Source organism: Maribacter huludaoensis (genome assembly GCF_029350945.1).
Taxonomy (GTDB): domain Bacteria; phylum Bacteroidota; class Bacteroidia; order Flavobacteriales; family Flavobacteriaceae; genus Maribacter; species Maribacter huludaoensis.
In genome coordinates, this window is sequence record NZ_JARKMS010000002.1 from 62,721 (window position 1) to 88,496 (window position 25,776).

Annotated in this window: 24 protein-coding genes; 5 read left to right on the plus strand and 19 right to left on the minus strand. The window is 37.2% G+C overall.

Annotated features, from left to right (window positions below):
* Position 1: 1 nt before the first annotated feature.
* The gene (mfd, locus tag PXC01_RS05400) at positions 2-3,370 is read right to left on the minus strand and encodes a transcription-repair coupling factor (protein ID WP_276471307.1); all 3,369 of its coding nucleotides are present in this window, start codon (positions 3,368-3,370) and stop codon (positions 2-4) included.
* A 125-nt stretch (positions 3,371-3,495) separates the two neighbouring features.
* On the opposite strand from mfd, the gene PXC01_RS05405 reads away from it, so the two are divergent.
* Complete coding sequence (locus PXC01_RS05405; RefSeq protein ID WP_276471308.1) at positions 3,496-4,845, plus strand: dihydrolipoyl dehydrogenase family protein; 1,350 nt, start codon at positions 3,496-3,498, stop codon at positions 4,843-4,845.
* Here the strand turns inward: PXC01_RS05405 and PXC01_RS05410 are convergent.
* From PXC01_RS05410 to PXC01_RS05430, 5 genes are read right to left on the minus strand one after another with little or no spacing between them, the layout of a single operon-like run.
* Complete coding sequence (locus PXC01_RS05410) at positions 4,842-5,645, minus strand: tryptophan-rich sensory protein (protein WP_276471309.1); 804 nt, start codon at positions 5,643-5,645, stop codon at positions 4,842-4,844. The genes PXC01_RS05405 and PXC01_RS05410 overlap by 4 nt on opposite strands.
* A 58-nt stretch (positions 5,646-5,703) precedes the next feature.
* On the minus strand, positions 5,704-6,414 hold the full coding sequence (gene pdeM / locus PXC01_RS05415) for a ligase-associated DNA damage response endonuclease PdeM (RefSeq protein WP_338089447.1): 711 nt from the start codon (positions 6,412-6,414) through the stop codon (positions 5,704-5,706).
* A 52-nt stretch (positions 6,415-6,466) separates the two neighbouring features.
* Positions 6,467-8,935 (minus strand): ligase-associated DNA damage response DEXH box helicase, encoded by a 2,469-nt coding sequence (locus PXC01_RS05420; RefSeq protein ID WP_276471310.1) that lies wholly within the window; start codon positions 8,933-8,935, stop codon positions 6,467-6,469.
* A complete protein-coding gene (locus tag PXC01_RS05425) occupies positions 8,932-10,641 on the minus strand; it encodes an ATP-dependent DNA ligase (RefSeq protein WP_276471311.1) in 1,710 nt (569 codons plus the stop codon). Before PXC01_RS05425 ends, PXC01_RS05420 begins: the two co-directional genes overlap by 4 nt.
* A complete protein-coding gene (locus PXC01_RS05430) occupies positions 10,638-11,663 on the minus strand; it encodes a ligase-associated DNA damage response exonuclease (RefSeq protein ID WP_276471312.1) in 1,026 nt (341 codons plus the stop codon). The genes PXC01_RS05425 and PXC01_RS05430 overlap by 4 nt, the downstream gene beginning before the upstream one ends.
* Before the next feature lie 102 nt (positions 11,664-11,765).
* On the opposite strand from PXC01_RS05430, the gene PXC01_RS05435 reads away from it, so the two are divergent.
* The gene (locus PXC01_RS05435; RefSeq protein ID WP_276471313.1) at positions 11,766-12,188 is read left to right on the plus strand and encodes a tellurite resistance TerB family protein; all 423 of its coding nucleotides are present in this window, start codon (positions 11,766-11,768) and stop codon (positions 12,186-12,188) included.
* Between the two features lie 50 nt (positions 12,189-12,238).
* Here PXC01_RS05435 and fbp read toward each other — a convergent pair whose 3' ends face one another.
* Positions 12,239-13,249 (minus strand): class 1 fructose-bisphosphatase, encoded by a 1,011-nt coding sequence (fbp, locus tag PXC01_RS05440; protein WP_276471314.1) that lies wholly within the window; start codon positions 13,247-13,249, stop codon positions 12,239-12,241.
* Between the two features lie 107 nt (positions 13,250-13,356).
* Here fbp and PXC01_RS05445 point away from each other — a divergent pair, with 107 nt between their 5' ends.
* The 3 genes from PXC01_RS05445 (at position 13,357) to PXC01_RS05455 (ending at position 17,022) form a co-directional block, all read left to right on the plus strand.
* Complete coding sequence (locus PXC01_RS05445; RefSeq protein ID WP_276471315.1) at positions 13,357-13,842, plus strand: GNAT family N-acetyltransferase; 486 nt, start codon at positions 13,357-13,359, stop codon at positions 13,840-13,842.
* Positions 13,843-13,872: 30 nt separating this feature from the next.
* Positions 13,873-15,120, plus strand: coding sequence for an aspartate kinase (locus tag PXC01_RS05450; protein ID WP_276471316.1), 1,248 nt, complete (start codon positions 13,873-13,875; stop codon positions 15,118-15,120).
* Between the two features lie 81 nt (positions 15,121-15,201).
* Positions 15,202-17,022: a lysophospholipid acyltransferase family protein gene (locus PXC01_RS05455; protein WP_276471317.1), complete on the plus strand. Its 1,821-nt coding sequence runs from the start codon at positions 15,202-15,204 to the stop codon at positions 17,020-17,022.
* Between the two features lies 1 nt (position 17,023).
* Here the strand turns inward: PXC01_RS05455 and PXC01_RS05460 are convergent, their stop codons facing one another.
* The 12 genes from PXC01_RS05460 to PXC01_RS05520 form a co-directional block, all read right to left on the minus strand.
* Complete coding sequence (locus PXC01_RS05460; protein ID WP_276471318.1) at positions 17,024-17,524, minus strand: GNAT family N-acetyltransferase; 501 nt, start codon at positions 17,522-17,524, stop codon at positions 17,024-17,026.
* 9 nt (positions 17,525-17,533) lie between these two features.
* Positions 17,534-17,857: an ArsR/SmtB family transcription factor gene (locus PXC01_RS05465; protein ID WP_276471319.1), complete on the minus strand. Its 324-nt coding sequence runs from the start codon at positions 17,855-17,857 to the stop codon at positions 17,534-17,536.
* Positions 17,858-17,936: 79 nt separating this feature from the next.
* A complete protein-coding gene (locus tag PXC01_RS05470) occupies positions 17,937-18,320 on the minus strand; it encodes a TM2 domain-containing protein (protein ID WP_276471320.1) in 384 nt (127 codons plus the stop codon).
* A gap of 55 nt (positions 18,321-18,375) precedes the next feature.
* A complete protein-coding gene (locus PXC01_RS05475) occupies positions 18,376-18,762 on the minus strand; it encodes a VOC family protein (protein WP_276471321.1) in 387 nt (128 codons plus the stop codon).
* Between the two features lie 6 nt (positions 18,763-18,768).
* A complete protein-coding gene (locus PXC01_RS05480; RefSeq protein ID WP_276471322.1) occupies positions 18,769-19,224 on the minus strand; it encodes a DUF1801 domain-containing protein in 456 nt (151 codons plus the stop codon).
* 1 nt (position 19,225) lies between these two features.
* Entirely contained in the window at positions 19,226-20,170 is a 945-nt protein-coding gene (locus tag PXC01_RS05485; RefSeq protein WP_276471323.1) for a 2-hydroxyacid dehydrogenase, read from the minus strand.
* A gap of 10 nt (positions 20,171-20,180) precedes the next feature.
* Complete coding sequence (locus tag PXC01_RS05490) at positions 20,181-20,546, minus strand: cupin domain-containing protein (RefSeq protein ID WP_276471324.1); 366 nt, start codon at positions 20,544-20,546, stop codon at positions 20,181-20,183.
* A gap of 96 nt (positions 20,547-20,642) precedes the next feature.
* Positions 20,643-21,995: a magnesium transporter gene (gene mgtE, locus PXC01_RS05495; RefSeq protein WP_276471325.1), complete on the minus strand. Its 1,353-nt coding sequence runs from the start codon at positions 21,993-21,995 to the stop codon at positions 20,643-20,645.
* A complete protein-coding gene (gene rsmA / locus PXC01_RS05500; protein ID WP_276471326.1) occupies positions 21,982-22,848 on the minus strand; it encodes a 16S rRNA (adenine(1518)-N(6)/adenine(1519)-N(6))-dimethyltransferase RsmA in 867 nt (288 codons plus the stop codon). Before rsmA ends, mgtE begins: the two co-directional genes overlap by 14 nt.
* Positions 22,849-22,868: 20 nt before the next feature.
* The gene (locus tag PXC01_RS18410; protein WP_338089448.1) at positions 22,869-23,501 is read right to left on the minus strand and encodes a DUF4286 family protein; all 633 of its coding nucleotides are present in this window, start codon (positions 23,499-23,501) and stop codon (positions 22,869-22,871) included.
* 75 nt (positions 23,502-23,576) lie between these two features.
* Entirely contained in the window at positions 23,577-25,364 is a 1,788-nt protein-coding gene (locus tag PXC01_RS05515; RefSeq protein ID WP_276471327.1) for a tetratricopeptide repeat protein, read from the minus strand.
* Positions 25,365-25,428: 64 nt separating this feature from the next.
* Entirely contained in the window at positions 25,429-25,755 is a 327-nt protein-coding gene (locus tag PXC01_RS05520) for a DMT family transporter (RefSeq protein WP_276471328.1), read from the minus strand.
* Positions 25,756-25,776 lie beyond the last annotated feature (21 nt).

Sequence of the window (25,776 nt, forward strand, 5' to 3'; positions counted from 1 at the left end):
ATTATCCAGTTGTTTTTTCTTTAATTTCAAATGGCTTCAGTGCCAAATATGCCCTGTCTACAGATCGTATATTTTCAAATACCAATAATAATCGTAAACCGTTACGGGTCTTTTTTTCTTTTATTTTACATTGTTGTGCATGTGATTGCACGTATTGCAATACTCTTGTAAATGTTGAAGTTTGATAAAATGCCGATTGTTGGTCACTTATAAAGTACCCGATCATTTTACCTTGCTTCATTACTATTTTCTCTAGACCTATACCATTGGCAATCCATTTTATACGAACTGAATTTAATAAGTCTTGAGCTTCTTCCGGTAATTCACCAAAACGATCAACTAATTGTGCTTCAAACTTTTGAAGTGCTGCTTCGTCTTTTACCTGGTTCAACTCTGTATATAACGTAAGTCTTTCAGTAATATTATTGATATAGTCATCAGGAAAAAGAAGTTCAAAATCAGAATCTATCTGGGTTTCTTTTACAAAAACCTTCTCCTGTTTGCCTTCTACCTCTTCATACAGGTCCTTAAATTCGTTTTCCTTTAATTCATCTATGGCTTCTGCTAAAATTTTCTGATAGGTCTCAAAACCAATTTCATTTATAAAACCGCTCTGTTCCCCTCCCAGTAAATCTCCTGCACCTCTAATTTCCAAGTCTTTCATAGCAATATTGAAACCACTGCCCAATTCTGTAAATTGTTCCAAAGCTTCAATACGTTTGCGGGCATCTGTAGTCATTACTTCATAGGGCGGTGTAATAAAATAACAGAACGCCTTTTTATTTCCACGACCAACTCTACCGCGCATTTGGTGCAAATCGCTTAACCCAAAATTGTTGGCATTATTAATGAAAATTGTGTTGGCATTGGTAACATCTAAACCACTTTCAATTATTGTTGTCGATACCAGAACATCAAACTCACTGTTCATGAAGCCCAGCATTAACGCTTCTAATTTTTTGCCTTCCATTTGACCGTGGCCAATACCTACTTTTGCATCGGGTACCAATCTTTGGATCATAGCGGCCACTTCTTTTATATTTTCAATGCGGTTATGTATGAAGAAGACTTGTCCGCCTCTTTCGATCTCATAGCTTACCGCATCCCTAATAGTTTCCTCGTTAAAGCGAATAACTTGACTTTCAATTGGATACCTGTTTGGTGGTGCGGTGGTTATGGTAGATAAATCTCTGGCGGCCATTAAACTAAACTGAAGTGTTCTTGGTATTGGCGTAGCTGTTAGCGTTAAAACATCTACATTCTCTTTAATAGATTTTAATTTGTCTTTTACCGCAACCCCAAATTTTTGTTCCTCATCAACGATCAATAGACCTAAATCCTTAAATTTTACATTCTTGTTCACCAGTTGATGTGTACCTATGATGATATCAACTTTTCCTTCACCTAAACGCTGTATCGTATCTTTTTTCTCTTTAGCCGTTCTAAACCTGTTTAAATAATCTACGGTTACAGGCATGTCTTTTAATCGTTCAGAAAAGGTTCTGTGATGTTGAAAAGCCAATATGGTAGTTGGTACTAAAACCGCAACTTGTTTGCCGTTATCTACTGCTTTAAATGCCGCACGTATGGCAATTTCCGTTTTTCCAAAACCTACATCGCCACATATTAAGCGATCCATAGGACGCTCGCTTTCCATGTCTTTCTTAACATCTTCCGTAGCGGTACTTTGGTCTGGCGTATCTTCATAGATAAAAGATGCTTCTAGTTCATTTTGTAAGTAGCTGTCAGGGTTGTATTGAAACCCCTTTTCCAGCCTTCTTTTTGCATAGATTTTAATAAGGTTGAAGGCAATTTTTTTGACGCGGGATTTGGTCTTGTCCTTAATTTTTTTCCAGGCACCAGAACCTAATTTGTAAATTTTAGGCGGTGCGCCATCCTTACCGTTAAACTTGGATATTTTATGTAAAGAGTGAATGCTCACGTATAAAATATCTCGCTCGCCGTACATTAATTTAATGGCTTCTTGCTTTTTACCTTCAACATCTATCTTTTGTAATCCGCCGAATTTTCCAATTCCGTGGTCTATATGGGTTACATAGTCTCCAATTTCAAGCTTATTCAGCTCTTTTAACGTTATGGCCTGTTTTTTTGCATAACCGTTCTTTAAATGGAATTTATGATAGCGTTCAAAAATTTGATGGTCGGTATAACAAACTAATTTTTGGTCATCATCAATAAAACCTTGAAAAAGCGGAGAAACAATGGTTTGGTAATGAACTTGTTGGTTCACTTCTTCAAAAATGTCATGAAAACGTTTTGCCTGCTGCTCACTGGCGCAAAAGATATAATTGGTATACCCTTGTTCTTTATAACCATTTAAATTTTCGATCAATAAATCGAATTTTTTATTGAAAGATGGTTGTGGTTTTGAGTGGAACTCAATTAGATTAGGTGCGTCTCGCTTGGCATCTTGGGTTAAAACCGTAAAATTAGATAGTTGCTGATTAAATTCTTTGCCGCCCATGAACAACTCTTCGGGTTCGGCGTGTTTTATGTCTTTTGATAATTTTGTAAAGGCTTCTTTTGCTTTACCAAAAAAGTCATCTAAACGATCGTAAAGAAAATCTGTATTCTTGGCAAAGACAAGTGTATTAGATGCTATATAGCTCAAAAAACTTTGTCTTTTGTCTATCAAGAACTTATCTGCCATGTTAGGTACAATCGTAATGGACTTCACTTTTTCTTTGGACAGCTGTGTTTCTACATCAAAAGTTCTAATACTATCTATTTCATCACCAAAAAATTCAATTCTATAGGGTTCATCATGAGAAAATGAATAGACGTCCACGATACCTCCACGAACAGAAAATTCACCAGGTTCGGTAATGAAATCTACTCGCTTAAATTTATATTCAAATAAAATTTCGTTTAAAAAGTCTAAAGAAAGTGTATCCCCTAGTTTCATTTTTAAGGTATTCTTGTCCAACTCCTTTCTTGTTACTACTTTCTCAAATAACGCATCTGGGTAAGTGACGATTACCGCAGGCTTTTTTCTAGAATTTATTCTGTTCAATACCTCTGCCCGTAAAAGCACATTGGCATTGTCCGTCTCTTCAATTTGATAAGGTCTTCTATAACTTCCGGGATAAAAAAGTACTTTGTCTTCCCCGATCAATCGTTCAAAATCGTTTAGATAATAGGCAGCCTCTTCCTTATCGTTCAAAATCGCCAAAAATGGGCGGTCTTCCGATTCAAAAATACTGGAAAGTACAAAGGATAACGACGACCCTACAAGACCCTTTAATTGAACATTTTTATTACCTGAATTTTCAGATTTGGAAATAGCTGCTTGCAGTTTCCCTATTTGGGGAGACTGGCTATACCGTTGTTGGATAGAAGAATGACTCAACAGTTTAAATTTTTGCAAATATACGTATACCTAATTAATGGATACCACTCATTATTATCACATATGGGCTACACATTGCCCTTAAAAAGTTGGAAATTGTGGCGTAGCTAATAAAGTAAGGTTTTATGGAAGAGAATAATTTTGATGTTTTTGTAATAGGTAGTGGTATTGCAGGGCAAACCGTGGCAAAATCTTGTACGGAAGCTGGTTTGAAGGTTGCCATTGCGGACAATCGTGAATTTGGCGGTACTTGTGCAAATAGAGGTTGTGATCCTAAGAAAATATTATTGGGTGCAATAGAGGCTTATGAGCTAGGAAAGAATTTAAAGGGAAAAGGTATTGGAAAAGTTGCCAAAATTGATTGGAAACAATTGCAGAAGTACAAGCGTAATTTTACTGTAAATATTCCAGTTTCTACAGAGCGTGTGCTTAAGGAACTGGACATAAAACTCTTTCATCAATCTCCGAGCTTTTTAGACGAACATACACTTCTTGTAGAAGGTAAAATTGTTACTGCCAAAAAAATAGTAATTGCCACAGGGCAAGTTCCAAGAACCCTGGCTATTCCTGGAGCCAAACATTTTAAAAATAGCGATGACTTCTTGGACCTTAAAAAATTACCAAAGAAAATTGTCTTTGTTGGTGGTGGTTATATTGGAATGGAATTTGCCCATATGGCCGTTAGGGCCGGTGCCCAAGTTACTATTGTGGATACCGGCAGTAGACCATTACATGCTTTTGATCCAGATTTAGTAAAAGAACTTAGAAAATATTCCGAATCCATTGGTATAAAATTTATTTTCAATGCAGAGCCTACAAAACTTAAAAAGAAGGAAAAGAAGCTCACATTAACTTATGAAGTTAATGGTAATGAAAAGACCATTGAAGCTAACATTGTATTTAATACCGCTGGTCGTGTACCGGCATTGGCCGGTTTAGACTTGGGCAACGGTAATGTACAGTTTACTGATAAAGGTGTGGAAACCAATAGTTATTTACAAAGTATTAGTAATGCTAATGTTTATGCTTGTGGGGATGTTTCCGATAAGAATTTACCACTTACGCCACTTTCGGGTAGACAAGGTTATGTGGTGGCGGAAAATATTATAAACGGTAATAAAAAGGAATTGGAAGTACCCAAAATACCTTCTGTAGTATTTACTCTACCGAATTTGGCTACGGTAGGCTACTCTGAAGAAGAAGCGGCCTCTAGATATAAGAATATTCGAGTAGCTTATAATGTAGCTACAGATTGGTTCAATGCCAAACGGATCAATGCGCCTCTATATGCTTATAAAATAATTATGAACGATAGAACGGGTGAAATTGTAGGAGCTCATTTGGTGGGTCCCGATGCTGGGGAGACCATCAATATTTTAACCATGGCAATCAATAACGGAATGACGGATAAGGATATAAAATCTACAATTTTCTCATATCCGTCCTGGGTAAACGATATTAAGAATATGGTTTAAGGTTGGTTGTTTAAACGTTGTTGAAGCTTTTTTAGCGGACTTGTTTCGTGATTTTTTATGCCGTGTATGGCAGCTGCAATTAACAGAATTATTGCACCTGTTATTGCTGAGTAGGCTATGTAGATATTAGACCCGTTATGTCTTATGAAAATTGCGAACAATGCCCAAACACCAACCAAGGCAAACTCTCGCATGTTTCTTTTCCAAATCATCAGAAGATTAATGAATGTTGCCGCTACTATCATATTAATTGTCCAGGCCTGTTCGGTTAGGATTCCACCGTTCCAGTCCAGTTTACTTAGATAAGCAGAAATATTGGCAATTGTGGCAACCGATATCCATCCGCTATAAAGACATATTGGCCACCAAACAAAGGCCAGTATTTCTATAGGTGCATCCCAACGCTCCATATTCGTGTTCAGAATAATTTTTATCAGGGAAAGCAGAATGCCAAACATAATTATAACTGAAACGCCAGTGTAATTGTACATAAAAGCAAATACCCAGCAGCAGTTTAAAATGTTGGCAATAAAGAACCAATATCCTGTTTGTTCAATAAAATCACTTGGTTTATCACTAAAAAAAGCTCTTCTTACTTGAAAAATGCCATAAGCCAGTAAGCCTAGAAATATTACACCCCAAATGGCAAAAGCGTATCCTGCCGGGGTAAATAAGTTTTCATATTGGGCGCTCATTTCACCTATGGTAGTATCATTAAGTGAAAATGCTTGTGAAATATAATTGACGGCAATAACCAAAATAACCGATGCCAAATTAAGAACAGATAATTTCTTTTTCATAAGGGTAAAAGTATAATGGTTATCTTATAAAGTTATGCTCTTTAGCACATTAAACGAACTATTTTCGGTAAGAACGCTTCTTTTTTACCTCTTTTATGGGCACGGGCAATACTGCATCACCTAAAAGCGCATAGACTTCACAGCCATCGCAAGGTTCTAATGTATACGTTCCCGTAAATTCTCCAAAAGCGGGTACAATCATTTGATGTTCCGTTTTGTAGAAGCACGGTAAACGTACCGATTGTCTACCTAATCCACTCAATTTAATGGCAGGATGTATGTGCCCCGAAAAATTGAATAAGCCGTCTCTTTCTTCAGGGTGATGGGTTAGAAGAAATGATTCTAAAATTAACTCAGGAATTACTTTAATATGTAATTCTTCATATTTCAGCGGAGAAATAATATCGTGATTACCACTCACTAAAATTATTTCTTGAGCGGTTTTCTGTACCCAATTTTCAAATAACAGCCATTCCGTATTTAAGGCAGAATGGAATAAATCTCCTAAAAAAACAATCGTTTTAGTTTTAAAATGGTCTACAACTGCAGTTAAGGCATCAAAATTTTGTTGTACGGCTTGTTGTGGTACCGCTGCACCATATTTTCTAAAATGGGAAACTTTGCCCAGATGCACATCACTGATCAACAGCATTGATTGTTCTGCCCAATAGAGCGCTCCAGAAAAGTGCATTTCAAAAGTTTGCTTATGAAGGGTAATGGAATGAGTCATTGATGCAAAATTACGAGAAAGTCCGGATTTAAAATTCATTTTAAACTCAAGAACATGAATTCCCCCGTTGTGGGTTAAGGGGCAAGGTTCTTTATTTCTTCATCAATAGTGCAGCCATTTTTTTAATTCGGTCTGCTAGTTTCTCGCTAGATAGTTTTTCGCGCCCAACACGTTCTGTAATTAACGGGAAGGAGAATGGTGTGGGTTGCTTACAAGCTTTCCAAATAATTTCTTGTGTTGCAATTCTTTCTAAGGATAATCGTAATCGCCCTTCTTCCAACTGGTGTTCAAAGGTTTCTGTAAAGGCTTGTTGGAAGAGTAAATTTTCTGGTTCGTAATCCCTAAATACATCGAACAATAGCTGGGAACTACTTTGCAAGTGCTTCATTTTAATACCTTTTTTTGGGTATCCGGTAAAGACCATACCGCTTATAATGGCAACATCCCTGAATCTTCGGCGAGCCATTTCTGTGGCATTCAGACTTTTTTGCAAATCATCCAGCATAAAATCTGTAGTGAACAGGTCATTGTCCAATACTTGCTTAATGTCTATGGGTTGGTCAGACAATAGTTCAAAACCATAATCATTGAATGCCAGCGAAAATGTAATAGGCGATAATAAACTTATGCGATAGCCCAATAAACTGCCCATGGCTTCATGAACAAATCTGCCTTCAAAAGGGTAGAAGAGGTGGTGATATCCGTCTCTGGTCTTAAAGGTTTCAATTAAAAATTCTGATGGTTTGGGTACAATGCTATCTCGTCTTTGTCTTTCAAAAAGTGGTGCCAAAGCCCTTATTTCCTCAGATTGATTTTTTATTGGTTCACCCGAGCTATACAGTTCGTTTCTCAATAACTCTGACATTTGTGCGGAAAGGGTGAGTCGGCTCCCCATCCAACTCGATATTTTGTTGGTTTTCTTATTGCTATTACGCACCTGCACCGTCATTTCTTTTATTCGGATGAATTCTAAGTTTCTACCGGCAAATGTAAACACGTCGCCTGTGTTGAGTTTAGAAACAAAAAACTCTTCTATAGACCCTATATATCCTCCTTTTTGATATTTAACAGATAAATTTACATCGCCAACAATAGTACCTATTTGAAAACGGTGCCGCATGGCAACACCACGGTTATTGACCTTAAATTTGCCATCCTCCTCAATTTCTACCTTTTTGTACTCATCATAACTTTGCAGACTTTGACTGCCCATCACCAAAAAATTCAATAACCATTGCCATTGGTCTTCGGTCAACGTTTGGTAGCAAAAAGTTTGCTTCACCTCTTTAAAAATTTCTTTAGGGTAGAATCCGTCAGATATGGCCAAGGTGGTCAAATATTGCAAAAGCACATCATAGCTGTTAAGGTAGGGTATACGGTCTTCAACAGAATTCATTTTTACCGCTTTTTGTAAAGCCGATGCTTCAATAAGCTCAATGGCGTGTGTGGGTAAAAAATAAATGACACTTTCCTTACCGGGACTATGACCACTGCGACCGGCACGTTGTAAAAAACGGGCAACACCTTTGGGTCCTCCTATCTGTACTACCGTTTCTACAGGGGCAAAATCTACTCCAAGATCTAAACTAGAGGTGCAAACCACCGCTTTCAACTGTTCATTGCGAATTGCATTTTCAACCCAAACGCGAGTTTCTTTATTAATGCTGCCATGGTGCATTGCCATTTCTCCCGCATATTCTGGGTGCTTTTCCAAGATTTTTTGAAACCAAATTTCACATTGGCTACGGGTATTGGTAAAGAGCAAAGTGGTCTTGCTATTATTGATGATGGGGACAACATCTTCTAAAAGGTGTAAACCTAAATGACCACGCCATGGAAAGGTTTCCATTTTTTTTGGAATGATACTTTTAACCGTAATCTTTTTGTTGAGCTTGGCTTTTATGAGTACCGAGTTTTCTATCGTTTTAGAATCAATGCCCAACAAAACATCTCGTGCCTGTTCTAGATTGCCAATGGTTGCAGAGATGCCCCAAATTCTTAATTGCGAGGATATATTTTTTAAACGTGATAAGGCAAGTTCCATTTGTACGCCACGCTTGGTGCCCAATATTTCATGCCATTCATCTACTACAATTGCCGAGCAGTCTTTAAAAATTTTGTCATAACCTTTTGTAGCAAGAAGTAACTGAAGACTTTCTGGAGTGGTGATCAACAGATCGGGCATATTCTTTTTTTGCTGCGCCCGCTCTTTGGTGGTAGTATCTCCAGAGCGAATACCCACGGTCATCTGTGTTCCCAGGTCTTGTGTAATGCGTTCTGCCGATTGCTTAATTTCTTGCGATAATGCACGTAATGGCGTTATCCAAATAGCTTTTAGCCCTTTTTTATGTTTGGTCTTGTAGTTGGGATTGTTCTTTATGTAATTTAAAACAATAGGAAACCATAAAGCATAGGTTTTACCACTACCTGTTGGAGCATTTAGTAATCCGTCTTTACCTTGTAGAAACGCTTTCCAAGTATCTTTTTGAAACTTGAAGGGTTTCCAATGCTGTTCGGCGAACCAGTTTTCTGCGATGTTGTATAATTGTTCTCGGTTCATTGCGGAATTAGGTTTTTCAAATCATCCAAGGTATTTGCTTCATGGATGTTCTTATCTTTTCTCCAGCGTAGCATTCTGGGAAAACGGGTAGCAACACCACTTTTATGTCTTTTTGATAATGCTATACCCTCAAAGGCGATTTCAAACACGTGATGAGGAGTAACACTACGAACGGGTCCAAATCTTTCCAAAGTATTTTTCTTTATCCAAGCATCTAGTTTTCTGAATTCTGCATCGGTTAATCCGGAATATGCCTTTGCAAAGGTTACCAGTTCTTTTTCTCCTTCTTCATTATCCTTCCAAAGGGCAAAAGTATAATCTGTAAAAAGATTACTTCGCCTACCATGACCGCGCATGGCATAGGTAAGAACCGCATCTATGGTTAGTGGGTCAACTTTCCATTTCCACCAATCGCCCTTCTTACGACCAACTAAATAGGGCGAATCTTTGCTTTTTAGCATTAAGCCTTCACTGTGCATTTCGCGAGAGCGGTCTCTTTCTTCAGCCATCTCTTCCCATGAATTAAAATACATGGTTTTAGAGAGGTGAAGGGGAACATCACTTCGACTAGGCTCAGTGACCTCGTTTCGGCTACGTTCAGTGTCCTCACTTCGGCTACGCTCAGTGACCCCACTTTGGCTATGCTCAGTGACCGCATTTTGGTTTTGCTCTGTGACATTTTTAAAAAGATGTTCTAAAATTTCTCTACGTTCTACAAAAGGTAATTGGCGAATATCTTCTCCTTCCCATTCAAGAATATCATATGCTTTTAAAATTACCGGAACTTTTTTTAAAAGTGCGGCGGTTACGTTTTTTCTACCAATGCGGGTTTGTAAATCGTTAAAGGTGCCAATAGCACCGTTTGGAAAAGGTAGAATTTCACCATCTATGACCGTACCGTTTGGGATAACGCGTATGAATTTTTCAAACTCGGGATACTTATCCGTTACCAATTCTTCGCCACGGCTCCAAACAAATAATTCATTGTTTCTTAAGATCACTTGAGAACGAATTCCGTCCCACTTATGTTCTGCAGACCATTCTTGTATATCGCCTAAGTCTGACACTTCACCTTCAATGGCATACGCCAAATAGAAAGGATATGGTTTTGAAAGGTAATCGCTCTCATTTTCCTCTAAGACCAATTGCTGAAAAGTAATTTTATTCGGGTCCCAGTTGCCCATTAATTTATAGGCTAGAATATCTTCGTCAATTTCGGTGGCTTTTGCAAGGGCACGTGTCATTAGTTTTTGACTTACCCCAATTCTGAATCCGCCAGTAATCAGTTTAGTGAATACAAACCGTTCGTAGTAGTTTAAAACACTCCAATTTTCGCAGAGATATGCTCTTTTTTCTTCGTCTGTTTTCTTTTTAAGAGCAATCATTTCTTGAAGAAAATCGGTTAAACTTTTGTCCGATGATTGGTCAGCTGCCGGAATGACCAAGGCGATAGTTTCTGCAAGATCACCAACAATATGATAGCTTTCTTCAAATAACCACAGTGGAATATTTGCCAGTTCTGAAGCCCAAGTTCTTAATAGCGTTGTATTTACCGGTCTTGGTGGTCTACGATGCGATAAAATTGCGATGGTCCAAACCTTATCGGCATCATCGGCTTTAAGAAAATAGTCGGTCAATGCCTGTACCTTAACCGTAGTTTTATTGGTACTATCCAAGGTTTTTATAAGCTGTGCAAAATTTCTCATACAGATGCTGTCGATTTTGAAGCTAATGCAGCTTCTGTTTCTTCTTCACCGTATTGCGTTGCTTCTGTACGGGCATCATAACCTTGTTCCCGTAAATATTTCGAGAATATATCTGTATAGCCATGTGTACAGATAATTTTTTCGGCGCCTGTGGCTTCAATACTTTCTAAAAGACCGGGCCAATCGCAATGATCGCTTAAAACAAAACCTTTGTCAATAGCCCTTCTTCGTCTTGCTCCCCTAAAGGTCATCCATCCGCTTGCGGAAGCAGTAACATAGGGCACCATTTTTCTAATCCAAGTACTACCATGTGCACTTGGTGGTGCCAATACTATATTGCCCAATAGCTGCTCTTTTTTGGTGTCTCTGGTAATTAAAGTGGTCTTGGGAAAATCTACCAACGGTCTTAGTACCTGGGTCATATTTTCAATGGCGCCATGGGTATATATTTCTCCAATGTCGGTGTCTAGGTATTTTAATAATCGTTGTGCTTTGCCCAAACTATACCCAAAGAGTATGGATGTCTTACCTTCAGCTCTATTTTCTGCCCACCAATTGTTAATGTTTTCTAGAACTTTTGCCTGGGGTGTCCATTTAAATGCGGGTAATCCAAAAGTACATTCTGTAATAAAGGTGTTACATTTTATAGGTTCATAAGGTGTGGAAATACCATCATTTTCAGTTTTATAATCTCCTGTAAAAACCCAAACTTCACCTTTATGTTCTACCCTAATTTGTGACGATCCAATAATATGCCCGGCGGGATGTAGGCTAAATTTTACGTTGTTAATGATAAAAGTTTCGCCCCATTCTTTTCCAATAACGTTTATTTCACCTAAACGATGTTGTATAATGGGTACATTTCTGTGATGGGTTATATATTTTTTGTGCCCATATCTACTATGGTCCGCATGCCCATGTGAGATTATGGCATGGTCTACAGGTTTCCAAGGGTCAAGATAGACATTGGCCGTTTCGCAATATATGCCATTGCTTGTAAATTGTAATAAAGGAGATTTCATAGCGATAACAAGTTACGAATTTCACATGCAAACAAAGTTGATGTCAAACTAAACTATGACCTCTAAAAAATTTATATTTGCTCAATAATTAAAAAATAAGATATGTCTTTTGCAGATTTATATACCAGTGGGGAGCATAGAAGAAACCTGGCTCACTTTGCGGCCTTGGCAACTTTAGCTTCTATTGATGGTGAAATTAGTACTGAGGAAAAAAAATTATTAGACCGTTTTGCTAGTAAACTGGATATTACCGAGACGGAGTATAACGAAGTATTTAAGAAAGAAAATAAGTACCCAATAGATTCTACACCAGATTCTGAGAAGAGGTTAGAGCGTTTATATGACCTATTTAGAATTGTTTATTCTGATCATGAAATTGATGATGAAGAAAGGGTGCTGATTAAAAAGTATGCGATCGGTCTAGGCTTTACAGATGAAAAGGCAGATAAAATTATTCAACGTTCTGTTGCTATTTTTGGTGGTAAAATAGACTTTGATGATTATTTATACTTAGTAAAGCGCTAAGTGTTTATTTGAACGATATAAAAAAAGGGAGCCAAAGGCTCCCTTTTTATTTAATGATATTTATTCAAGAATTCTTGGAGTTTTTTGACCATATTTTTGCTTCCACAGAAGAAAGGAACACGTTGGTGTAATTCAGTTGGTTGAATATCCATAATTCTATTTTTACCGCCAATGGCCAATCCATTTGCCTGTTCGGCCAGAAAAGCCATAGGGTTGCATTCATACAACAATCTTAATTTTCCACTTTCACTAACACTACTCTTAGGATACATATAAATACCACCTTTGATCATGTTTCTATGAAAATCCGATACTAAAGAACCTATATACCTAGAAGTATAGGGTCTGTCATCTTCTTCCATTTGGCAGTATTTAATATAATCTTTTACACCTTGGTGAAAATGAACGTAGTTACCTTCGTTTACGGAGTAAATTCTACCATCTTCTGGAAATTGCATATTTGGGTGCGATAGATAGAAGGTGCCTAATGCCGGGTTTAGTGTAAACCCGTTTACGCCGTCACCTGTTGTGTACACCAACATGGTAGATGTACCGTAAACCACATAACCTGCAGCAACCTGCTTGTTGCCGGGTTGTAGAAAATCTTCCATTGTTACCGGTGTGCCTACGGGAGTAACACGTCTATAAATGGAAAAAATAGTACCTACGGATACATTTACGTCTATGTTGGAAGAACCGTCCAAAGGGTCTATAAGTACAACATATTTGTTTTGATGATTTTCATCGTTACTGTTAATACTGATGAAGCTGTCTTCTTCTTCAGAAGCAATACCACAGACAATTTCTCTGTTCTTTAATGTTTGAATGAATTTGTCGTTCGCGAAAAGATCTAATTTTTGTTGGTCTTCACCTTGAATGTTGGTTTCTCCAACTCCGCCTAAAATATCTATTAGCCCTGCTTTGCTTACCTCGTGGTTAACAACTTTTGCAGCTAATCTAATTGCATTGATAAGTTTTGATAATTCACCTGAAGAGTATTGAAATGAATCTTGATTTTCAATAATAAACTCCCCTAGGGTCTGATTTCTTTTTGGAGACATTTTTTAGTTTATGGTTTATACAAATATCGTGTATTTTGTTAAACGTTTCATTTTCATTTTAATTACATTTTTTAAATTTATAACTTTGTGTTTTATTTGTAACAATTATGGATTATACAATTAGAGTTGCCCAAAGAGAAGACATGAAGCAAGTGCTTCGTTTAATTCAGGAATTGGCCACGTTTGAAAAGGAAGAAGATGCTGTAGAAGTAAGTGTGCAAAATCTAGAGGAAGATGGGTTTGGTAAACAAAAATTGTTTCATTGTTTTGTTGCTGAAAGTGACAATAAAATTGTTGGTATGGCATTGGTGTACCCTAGGTATTCTACTTGGAAAGGACCGGTCATACATTTAGAGGATTTAATTGTTACCAAAGAAATGCGCGGTACGGGTTTAGGTACTGCTCTATTAAACGAGGTAGTGAAATATGGTGATGAATTGGGAGTGAAGAGAATATGTTGGGAAGTATTGGACTGGAACGAACCTGCCATAGGTTTCTATGAAAGTAAAGGTGCCAACGTAATGAGAGATTGGGACGTGGTTCAATTAGATGAAGCCGGTATAAAGGAGTACTTAAGTACTCTGGCGAATTAAAAATCAAAAGAATTTAGATAGATATTGAGTATGAGGGTTTTTAAATTTGGGGGAGCATCCGTTAAAGATGCAGATGCTGTTAAAAATGTAGTAAAGGTTTTAAAAGAAGTAGGGTATGAGAATACGCTTTTGGTTGTTTCTGCAATGGGCAAGACTACCAATGCTATGGAAGATATCATAAATGCTTATTTCAACGATAAACAGGAAATACCTTCCAAGGTCGCTGAGATGGTAGATTATCATTTAAGTATTGTTTCAGAATTGTTTCCAAATTCGCAGCATGCCATTTATAAAGATATAAAAGTATTGGTCGATGAGATCAATGGTTTTTTGGTGTGGAACAAGTCACCCAACTACAATTTTGTTTATGATCAAATTGTTGGTTACGGAGAATTGATCTCTACCACCATCATTAGTGCTTACTTCAAAGAAGTTGGCATTAAGAACAATTGGCTAGATGTAAGAAACTTTATTAAGACTGATAGTAATTATAGGGATACTACGGTTGATTGGGAACGTACTCAAGAAAACGTTACTAAAATAGACCAAAAGGTTTTAAACATTACCCAAGGTTTCTTAGGTAGCGACGACAATAACTTTACAACAACTTTAGGTCGTGAAGGTTCCGATTATTCCGCTGCAATACTTGCGTATTGCCTGAATGCAGATTCAGTAACTATTTGGAAAGATGTACCCGGTGTTTTAAATGCCGATCCAAGGTATTTTGAAGAAACCCAATTGCTAAACAACATCTCTTATAGAGAGGCTATTGAATTGGCGTTTTACGGTGCATCTGTAATTCATCCAAAAACATTACAACCATTGCAACGTAAAGAAATTCCGTTACACGTAAAATCTTTTGTAAACCCTAAGGGAAAAGGTACAACGGTTGGTAAAGGAGTTGGTATTGAACCAAAGGTTCCTTGCTTTATTGTTAAAAAGAACCAGGTATTGGTAAAATTATCTTCGCTAGATTTTTCTTTTATTGTAGAAGATAGTATCAGCGAACTTTTTAAACTGTTTCATCAGCACAAGATAAAAGTAGATTTAATTCAGAATTCAGCTATTAGCTTTTCCGTTTGTATCGATAATAAATTTGGAGGTTTGGAAAAACTTTTGCAACAATTAAAAAGTAGGTTCAAGGTAGCTCATCATGAGAACGTATCATTATATACCATTAGGCACTTTGATAACAAAGCGTTAGAAACTTTACAGAATGGGCACGAGCTGCTATTGGAGCAACGTGGTACGGAAACCGTTCAGCTTGTGGTGAAGTAAAATCAAGGTCATTTCAGACATGTTTAATAGGTAGCTGCAAAAGCTATTTTCCTATATTTACAGTCTAATCGATGATGATTTATGGGTTTAGTTACCGCGAAGGAAGTTGCCAAGGCTATCAACCTCTCTAAATACGGAGTGTTAGGTACCTTTATTGGTTGGATATTGTTGAAAGTTACCAGAATATCCAGTATTAATCGATTTTATGATACTATTGCCCATTTAGAGGGTGAGGACTATGCCAATGCCATTCTAGAGCATTTTGAAATTGATTTTGAAATTCCTGAGGAAGATTTTAAGCGTTTGCCCAAAGAAGGGTCTTACGTAACCATTAGTAATCACCCATTGGGTGCCATCGATGGTATTTTGCTGTTCAAACTAATGGTCAAGCAACGACCGGATTATAAAATTATGGCCAATTTTCTTCTGGAAAGAATGGTGCCTTTAAAACCCTATATATTACCGGTCAATCCTTTTGGCGACCATAAAGATGCCAGAAGTAACTTGGCCGGATTCAAAAAAACACTGGAACATTTACAAAACGGCCATGTTTTAGGTGTATTTCCGGCAGGAGAAGTTTCTACCTATAAAGACGGCAAGCTCATAGTTGACAAACCATGGGAAGAGGCGGCTATAAAATTGATAAGAAAAGCTGAGGTACCCGTTGTGCCTATATATTTTCATGCCAAAAATAGCTCTTTGTTCTATCGCATTTCTAAGTTAGGAGATTCGTTACGGACGGCCATGATTCCTTCTCAAGTGTTTTCCCAAAGAAATAGGCCAATTAAAGTGAGAATAGGGCAACCTATCTCCGTAACAGCACAAAAAGAACAGAATAGTTTAGAAGAGTATACAGATCTATTACGACGTAAAACCTATATGCTCTCCAATGCTTATGAAAAAGAGCGTTTGATCGATCAAATACCTACATCGCTTAAATTGCCCAAGCAACCTAAGAAAATTGCGGATGCTGTTCGTAAAGAGGTTATGGAGGGTGAAATAGAGAAGCTTAGGGAGAAAGAATGTCGTTTGCTTCAAAGCAAAAATTACGAAGTGTTTCTTGCAAAAGAAAAGGATATGCCTTTTATTTTAAAGGAAATAGGGCGGCAGCGAGAAGTTACCTTTAGGGCAATAGGGGAAGGGACTAATAAGGCTATTGACCTGGATAGTTTTGATAGTTATTACCACCATTTGTTTTTATGGGATGATGAGGCTAAATGCATTGTTGGCGCTTACAGAATGGGAATGGGTTCTGAAATATTTGCCCAGCACGGGATTAACGGTTTTTATGTTCAAGATCTTTTTAGGGTTGAGCCAGAGTTGTATGATATGATGGAGCACTCTATTGAAATGGGACGTGCCTACATTACCAAAGAGTATCAACAAAAACCTATGCCTTTATTTTTACTTTGGAAAGGTATTGTGCATACTACCTTAAGATTTCCTGAGCATAAGTATTTAATAGGTGGCGTAAGTATCAGTAACCAGTTTTCCAACTTTTCTAAATCGTTGATGATCGAATTTATGAAGTCTAATTACTGGGATCCCTATGTTGCACAATATATAAGGCCAAAGAAGGAGTTTAAGGTAAAGCTGAAAGATGCTGATAAGGAGTTCGTTTTTGATGAAACCCAAGCCGATTTAAATAAATTTGATCGTTTAATAGATGAGGTAGAGCCAGGTAGTCTTCGTTTACCGGTTTTGATTAAGAAGTACATTAAACAGAATGCAAAGGTGGTTGCTTTTAACGTAGATCCCTTATTCAATAATTCAGTTGACGGATTAATGTATATCAAAATCGCCGATTTACCAGAGAGTACCGTAAAACCGGTTATGGAAGAGTTTCAGGCAGAGCTGGAGCGAAAATTGTTGGAATCTCAAAACCCCGAGCCGGAAGTATAATCTAGTCTACACCAACAACGCTACTTCGCCTCTCAAAAAGTACATTGTCTACCCATTGCCCGTGTAATTTGCCAACGCGCTCACGTTTGCCGATCATTCTAAATCCTGTGGTTTCATGAAGTTTAATGCTACCATGGTTAGTTGGGAAAACACCGGATTGTAGTGTCCAAATACCTTCTTGTTCACTAGCGGAGACTACGTGTTCCAATAATACCTTGCCCAAACCTTTACCCCTGCTATTTCTAGAAACATAGACACTTATTTCGGCTACGCCGCCATAGACGCATCTATTGGAAACTGAGGATAGGGCTACCCAACCCAATATTTCATCTTTTTGTTCCGCCACAAAACGGCAGTTGCTCATATGTGCTTTGTCCCAATTTTCAAACGTGGGTACCTTGGTTTCAAAAGTGGCAATGCCGGTATCAATACCTTCTTGATATATTTTGGCAACAGAATCCCAGTCCTCAGCCAACATCTTTCTTATAATTAAATCCTTCATATGTAGTTTTTAGCAACAATTATCTTTAGTGGTTTCAAAAAAAGAATTTAGAAGTGTTTGTACCGCCGTCCATTGTTTAAGATTAATACAATAGCATACTTTCTTGCCTTCAATTTCACCTCTTATTAAATCTATACTCTTAAGTTCTTTTAAATGCTGTGAAATAGTAGGCTGTGCCAATCCTATTTCATCTACAATATCATTACAAATACAAGCATTTTGCTGACTTATATATTGTAAAATAGCAATACGGGCAGGGTTAGAGAGTACTTTGAACATGATTGCAAGTTCATTTTGCTCTGTATTGAATATTTGCGTTTTGGTTATTCCCATTTCATATTTTAATATTGCTATATTACGATGATATATGATGTAAAAAAAGCCAGATGAGTTCTCATCTAGCTTTTGTAGTTTAGAACCAAGGTTTTCTACCTACCTGGTATGTGTTGTAAAATTCTTCGTCTGATTTTGTTAGGTATATAATACCTTCAATAATGCCTACCACCCACATAGCAGATGCACCAATACCACAGGTTACAGCTCCCAATACCAGGGTAATAACTAACATTATAATTCCTTCTTTCTGATATCCTAGAATAAATTTGTGAATACCTAACGAACCTATTACGATAGCCAATATACCAGCTAACATTTTTTTGTTTTCTCCTCCAGGGCCTCCACTGAAAGCTTCTTTTGCTCCTGCGGTAAAATCACTGGCTGCTTTTTTAGCTCCTTCGCTAAATTCTTTTGCAGATTCCTCTGCCTTATCTCCGAAATCTTTGTTTTCTTCTGACATTTTAATTGTTGTTTGGTGGTTATTATAAGTTTTAAATGTAACGATTATATTAACATCATAAAAATGCTTTATCAACTGGTTCCGAAAGTTCTATCTTGTTTCCATCTGGGTCTAAAATCCAACCAAATTTTCCATATTCAAATTCTTGGATTTCACCAACCACTGTTACCCCCTCTTCCTTAAGCACTTTTAATAATTCTACAAGATTCTTCACCCTAAAATTCATCATAAAACTTGATTGACTTGGTTCAAAATACGATGTATTTGCATTCATAGGGCTCCATTGAGTAGAACAGTCGTTTCCTTCTTTATCTTTCCACCAAAAAGTACAACCGTATTGGTCAGTGTTTAATCCTAAATGCTTGTTATACCAATTTTTAGAATAATCGGGATCTTTAGTTTTGAAAAAGAAGCCTCCTAAGCCTGTTACTCTGTTTTTCATAACTGTCTATTTTTTGATGTTATTCTCGTATAAATCAATCCATTGTTGGGGAGTCATTTTAGTGCATAGTTCGGCAATAAGCTCGTATGGTATATCATCCATGCTTTTAAATCTGATACAACTTTTGCCCATATCTAGTTTGCGTTTGCAGTGTTTAGGGTATTCGCTCTTAAACCAGTTCATTAAAGTAATATCTGCATAAATACCAGAGTGATACAAGGCGATAAAATTCTTTTGTGAAGCCAAATTGATAAACGGTAACGGTAGTTCAGGTTTTACATGATAACCTGCCGGATAAATATAATGTGGCACTACATAGCCCAACATACCATAACTTAATTGCTCTTCAAAACGATGGGGTAATTCTTTTAAAATAATACCTCTTAGTTTTTCAATTGCCACTTTACGTTCCGGTGGCAATTGTGCAATATAATCATTTGGTGAGTTGGCTTCATATTTCATATCACTCTAAAAATTTAGCTTTTACTTTATCGACTACCGTTTGGGCAAGTTTAATTTTACTTTCTACCGTCCAACCTGCTACGTGTGGCGATAGAATTACTTGGTCAGAATTTATCAAGTATTGAAAAGCTTCTGGTAAAGTATCATCGGTAAACATATGTTCAAAAGATGCTTTTTCGTATTCCAAAACATCTAAACCTGCACCAAGAACCTTGCCCGATTTTATAGCATCGACCAAATCTGAGGTAACTATGCATTTTCCTCTGGCGGTATTTATAATCCAAATAGGGTTATCGAACTTTTCTAGAAATTCGGTATTTACCATACCAATGGTCAGTTCTGTCTGTGGTACATGTAAGCTTATAACATCAGCTCTATTTTGAAATTCCATAATACCTACTTGGCGCGCATTTTCATCTTCTACACCACCTTTTATGTCATAGCAAATTACCTCTTCCACATCAAAGCCTTTTAACTTTTTAGCAAAAGCTTTTCCCATATTGCCATAACCTATAATACCTACTACTTTGCCTTCTAGCTCTATGCCACGGTTACCTTCACGGTCCCATTTGCCACTTCTAACTTCTTTGTCCGCACTGTTCAATTTATTAAAAAGTGATAATAGCATACCTAAGGCGTGTTCGCCAACCGCGTTACGATTGCCTTCTGGCGCTGCGGCAAGAAAAATACCAAGAGATTTGGCATATTTTGTATCTATATTTTCAAGTCCCGCGCCTAATCTGCCTATAAATTTTAGATTTTTTGCCTTATCCAAAAAATGCTCGTCTATGGTAAACCTGCTTCTAATAATGAGTCCGTCATAATCTTCTATCTTAGCTTCAATCTGTTCTTTGGTAGAGCTATAATCTTCATAGTTCTGAAAACCTAATTCTGAGAATTGCTCAATAATCAATGGGTGATTGATGTCTACGTGTAATACTTTCATTTAAACTTTATTATATTTCGGGGTAATCTGTTTTTGTTTTTTCGTCTTTAATGTTTCCGGTGTGGGAAGTGCTTAATTTTTCAAAAAGCATAACGTGTACTTCTTCATTATTTTTGGTCATAGGGCAATGCTCAACACCTTTGGGGACTATAATAATTTCGCCTTGTTGTACTATTTCTGTACGTTCTCTAAACTGCATGTATAAAGTTCCTTTTAGAACTTGAAAAAGCTCATCTTCATTTTCGTGTGCATGCCATACAAATTCACCTTTTAACTTTGCCAGCAATACTTGCATATTATCTACAACACCTATTTGGTGCGGATGCCAATGCCCGTCTATAAAATCAAATTTTTCTTTTAGTTTGATGCTTTTCATGGGTATGTACATTCTATCTTAAACTATGAACGAAAGAAATTCAATATAGTAATATACGGAAAGCCACAGTATTCTAAAAAGGAGAAGGGCAGTTTATTATATGCCCAAAATCAATTTGGCTATAGAGAAATAAATTAAAATACCAAAAATATCATTACTTGTGGTAATGAACGGGCCAGTTGCAATGGCGGGGTCAATGCCCCTTTTATCTAAAAATAGCGGTACGAAAGTACCTATGAATCCGGCAACAACGATTACCGCGATCAATGAAATTGAAATTGCCAATGAGGTAAGAAAATCTCCTTTCCAGATCCACGTAAAGATCAGTAATAAGCACGAAAGAATAAATCCGTTCAACAATGCTAAAAGCATTTCCTTAATTAAACGGCTGCTTATACTTCCTTTAATATCGTCATTGGCAAGACCTTGAACTATTATGGCACTAGACTGTACGCCAACGTTACCGGCCATTGCGGCTATTAAGGGCGTAAATAGAAATAGTACCGTGTACTCACGAAACATTTCTTCAAAGCCGCCCATAATCAAGGCTGCACCTGCACCACCAAAAAGTCCTAAAATTAACCATGGTAAACGCGCACGTGTAAGATCCCAAATACTATCATCTGCTTCTACATCTTGAGATATACCTGCCGCCATTTGGTAATCTCGCTCTGCTTCTTCCTTAATAACATCAACGATATCGTCAATAGTAATACGACCCACCAATCTGCCAATTTCATCAACTACAGGTATGGCTTCTAAATCATATTTACTCATTATTCTAGCAACTTCTTCTGGATCTTCATTAACGTTGACAGAATCTACGTTTTTTATAAAAACATCTTTAATATGTGTTTTGGTTGAAGTGGTCAATAGATCTTTTAACGATAATCTTCCTTTTAGCTTGTCCTCATCATCTACCACATAAATGGAATGTACGCGCGTTACATTTTCTGCCTGTGTGCGCATTTCCTTAACGCAAGTAAGCACATTCCAGTTTTCATTGACCTTTACGAGCTCTTTTGCCATAAGACCACCTGCGGAATCATCTGCATATCTTAAAAGATCAACGATATCTTTTGCGTGTTCTCTATCTTCAATTTTAGAGATGACGTCTTGTATCTGATCTTTTGGAAGCTCGCCAATAATATCTGCAGCATCATCGGTGTCCAGTTCCTCTAATTCGTCTGCTATTTCTTTTGTAGATAGGCTGCTTAATATGGCTTCACGGACATCTTCATCTAGTTCTGTAAGAACATCGGAGGTCTTGTCACTATCCAATAATTTAATAAGATAGGTTGCTTTGTCCTTGTCTAATTCATTGATGATTTCAGCGACATCGGCATAATGAACGGCACTTAACATAGAATTTAGTTCAGTATCATTGTTTTGTTCAATGAGCTGTTCTATCTCTACTACAAGTTCTTCGGTAAGCTTAAAGGGTGTCATCTGCTATTTTCTTCGTCAATGCTATAAAATCGGCAACTGCCAACTGTTCCGGTCTAAGGTCAAATATAGCATCTTCTCTTAGATTATCTGATAAAGAGAATGTTTTTAAACTGTTACGTAACGTCTTTCTTCTTTGATTAAAAGCTGTCTTCACCACTCTGTACAGCAATTGCTCATCACAAGAAAGCTCAAAGTTAGTTTTGCGTGTTAATCTAAGAACGCCGGACTGTACTTTTGGCGGAGGTTCAAACACATCCGGTTCTACCGTAAAAAGGTATTCAGCGTCGTAAAACGCTTGGACCAAAACAGATAGAATACCGTAAGCCTTACTACCTTCTGATGAACAGATACGTTGCGCAACTTCTTTCTGAAACATTCCCGAAAATTCAGGAATTTGATGGCGTAGCTCCAACATTTTAAAAACGATCTGTGTAGATATGTTATATGGGAAGTTGCCGGTAATGCCAAATTGCTCATCACCGAACAAACTAGCAATATCAAAATTTAGAAAATCTGCTTCAATCACTTTAAAAGAGCCTTCGCCTTCAAATGCCTTTGGGTGTTCTAAAGGAAAAGTTTCGTTTAGGTACGTAATGGACTCCGTATCTAAATCCATAGCTACCAAATTACTATTATTTCGTAAAAGGTATTTGGTCAAAACACCGGTACCCGGACCAATTTCTATAACATTCTTGTACCCTTGTTGTAATAGGGTTTCTGCAATTTGTTTGGCAATGTCCTCATCTTTTAGAAAATGTTGGCCTAAATGTTTCTTTGCTTTTACAGGACCTTTTTCATGATGTTTTTTATGAGCATACTTATCACCTTTGTTCTTCTTTCTCTTCGTTCCCATAAATCTCTTTTAACGGTACCTTATTTTGCAATATAGGCCCATGCATTTTTTCCTGAAGCCAATTGGATCTGAATTCTTTCGTAAGCTTCACCTTCATATCTATCCGCTTTTTGTAATTCTTGATGAGATAGGGTGTATACTTGACCTTTAATAGCATCTTCTTTTGATCCCGTATGTTGTAATGTTGGGTACAGTCCCGCCACCTTACTATCAGATATGGTGTACAACGGTAATTCATCTTCAGAGCCGATCAAAGGCCTGGCGAATACGTCTAATTGTACTTCTCTTTCCTGTAAAGTGCCATAAGTGAACAAATAGTGTGTTGCCGCCGCTCTTTGCACAAAGAATTCATCTACCACTTCTAATTCAGTTTTAAAAGAAACCAACTGACCGGCAAATTTTTTCTGAATACTTTCTATTAGTGCCGGTGCATCTTCCTCATAATACCTTTCTAGAGTAGCTTTGTCCGGTACGGTATACTGAACAGAATATGTGAAGCCTCCCATATCTTCTTCAACCAAAACTTTGGTAAATTTTGCGCTTAAGAATTTACCTGTTGAAAGTACTTGCGGTATATGGCTTTCTTTCATCCATTGCAACCAAGCATCATGGGCAGATTCTTCTATATTGGTGGTAACGTTATAAATATACATGCGTTATATCTAGTTCTATTTGAATTGCAAAGTTAGTTCAACTAGGTCTTATAACGAATTTGATAACGTGCGATTTTAATTTATGGCGTCTCCCCTTAAAATTCTGAAGTTTTTTCGGGCTTCTGGAAAGTAGTAACTGTCTTGATAATTATAGATAATTTTCTCGTACTGCTCTTTTGCTTTAGTAGGGTCGTTGAATTCTTTTCGGTAAAGTTCTCCTAGTGCATAATAGGCATCATCGGCAAGAATACCATTGCCATAAAACGTGATAATCTTTTGATAGTTTAATTGGGCATCCTCGTATTTCTTTTGCTTTTCATATAGCTGTGCTTGTTTTAAAAGCGCCTCGTCTTCAATTTTTTCGCCCTTATGATTTTCTAAAATGTCGCCCAATGCGGTAATGGCTTCATTGGTTTTATTCTGATAGGCTAAAAAATCTGCCCTGGCATATTTTTTCAATGCGGTTTGTGTAGAATCTTCTAATGAATTGTCCGATATCAATAGGCTCAACTGCATGGCATCATTTGCAATAAGCTGAGAAGTAGAACTTCTAAGTACCTTTAATTGGGTTAAGGCCCATTCAAAATCACCTTTGTAAAAACTGGTTTGCGCCACCTTAAAACGAGCATCTTGACCTAATACATCGTTTTTTAATTTCGATTGTATCTGTGAGAAATAGATGAGAGCTTCGTTAAACTTTTTATTATATACCAAAATATCGCCCAATGCCAATTTTAAATACGCGGTACCCCTGTCGCTCAAGGGTAATTCTAGACTATTTTTCAGTAATTTTTCCGCAGGTGCGGGATTGTTCTTGTTAAACGTAAGAAAATTTGCGTAGGCAACTTGTAACTGCAGTGATTGCGATTTATACCCATAAACATCAACAAGTGCGTCATACTTTTTTTGAATAGCATCTAACTCTCCGTTTGTTGCGTTTATTAAATCAATATCAATAAGGTTTAGTTCTGCGTCTAATTGCGTAATCTTATTACTGGTGTTCTCAATAATGTAGCTGTAAATATCTTTTGCAGTGTCATATTCTTCATTAGCTAGGGCATCATTGCCCAAATTTTCCAAACGTGTGGTAGAGCTGCCGTTCATACGTTTAAAAATGGCTTTTTCTTGTCTAAACGCGCTTCCATATTGTTTCTGTTGAATGAATAGCCAACTTAGAAGCTCGTTCCAGAGAATATCAGGATTTTTCTGTGCACGCTCTAGCAATACTTTTTTTAACAGGAGGTTATTTTTATTCTCGGCATTTTCGGAAATAAAATCATCTATACTTCTTAGAATGTTAGATTTAGATGTTTTGCCATCAATAACAAGGTTTAAGTAAGAATTGTACATGGCTTCAACATTTCCTTGTTCCCCATAGATTCTTGCCATTTGAAAATTAAAGTTCAACGCAGGATTCAGTTCCATGGCATTTTTAAAGGCTTCTATGGCAAGGTCCAATAAATTATACTTTTGAAATTGTAGGCCTAGAGCATAACCATAATTAGGATTTTTAGAGATGATCTTCAATGCTTTGTCATAATAGGTCTGTGCCATTGTCTCATTCTCCTGAAGGGTGTGATTATAGCCTAAATCAATCAATAGCGTAGGGTAGGGGTTGCGGTCCTTTAGTCTTGCGTTCAAAAAGTCTTCTGCTTCTTTATAGCGTTGTAACTGCTGGTAACATGCAACTAAGTCCTGGACATACTCAGTTCTTCGTGGGTTTTTTTCAACCAATTTTTCATAAAAAACCACAGCTTTTTCAAAATTACCATCGGCAAAATATTGCTTTGCCAAAAAATCATCTTGGGCAAAGGCGAATGTAGATAACGTAATATATGCAAAAATGAAAAGGATAAACCGCATATTCAAAGATACATAGAAAGCCGTAAGATGTTGTTAACGCTTTGATAAGAAGTGCATAATGGAATTAATGCGATACTACCTTTAAGCCTATTATAGAGCCTATTAATGTGCTGATAAAAAGAATACGTAAGAAGGTTGCCGGTTCTTTGAATACAAATATGCCTACCAGTACGGTTCCTACCGCTCCAATACCTGTCCAAACTGCGTAAGCTGTACCTATTGGTAATGTTTGTGTCGCTTTCACTAATAGTATCATACTTATGGCAAGTGCAACTAAAAAACCAACATACCAAAGATACATTTCGTTGCCAGTAGTTTCTTTGGCTTTGCCTAAACAGAAAGCGAAGGCTACCTCGAAAAGACCGGCGATTATTAATAGTGCCCAATTCATAATATACCTGTTTATTTATAC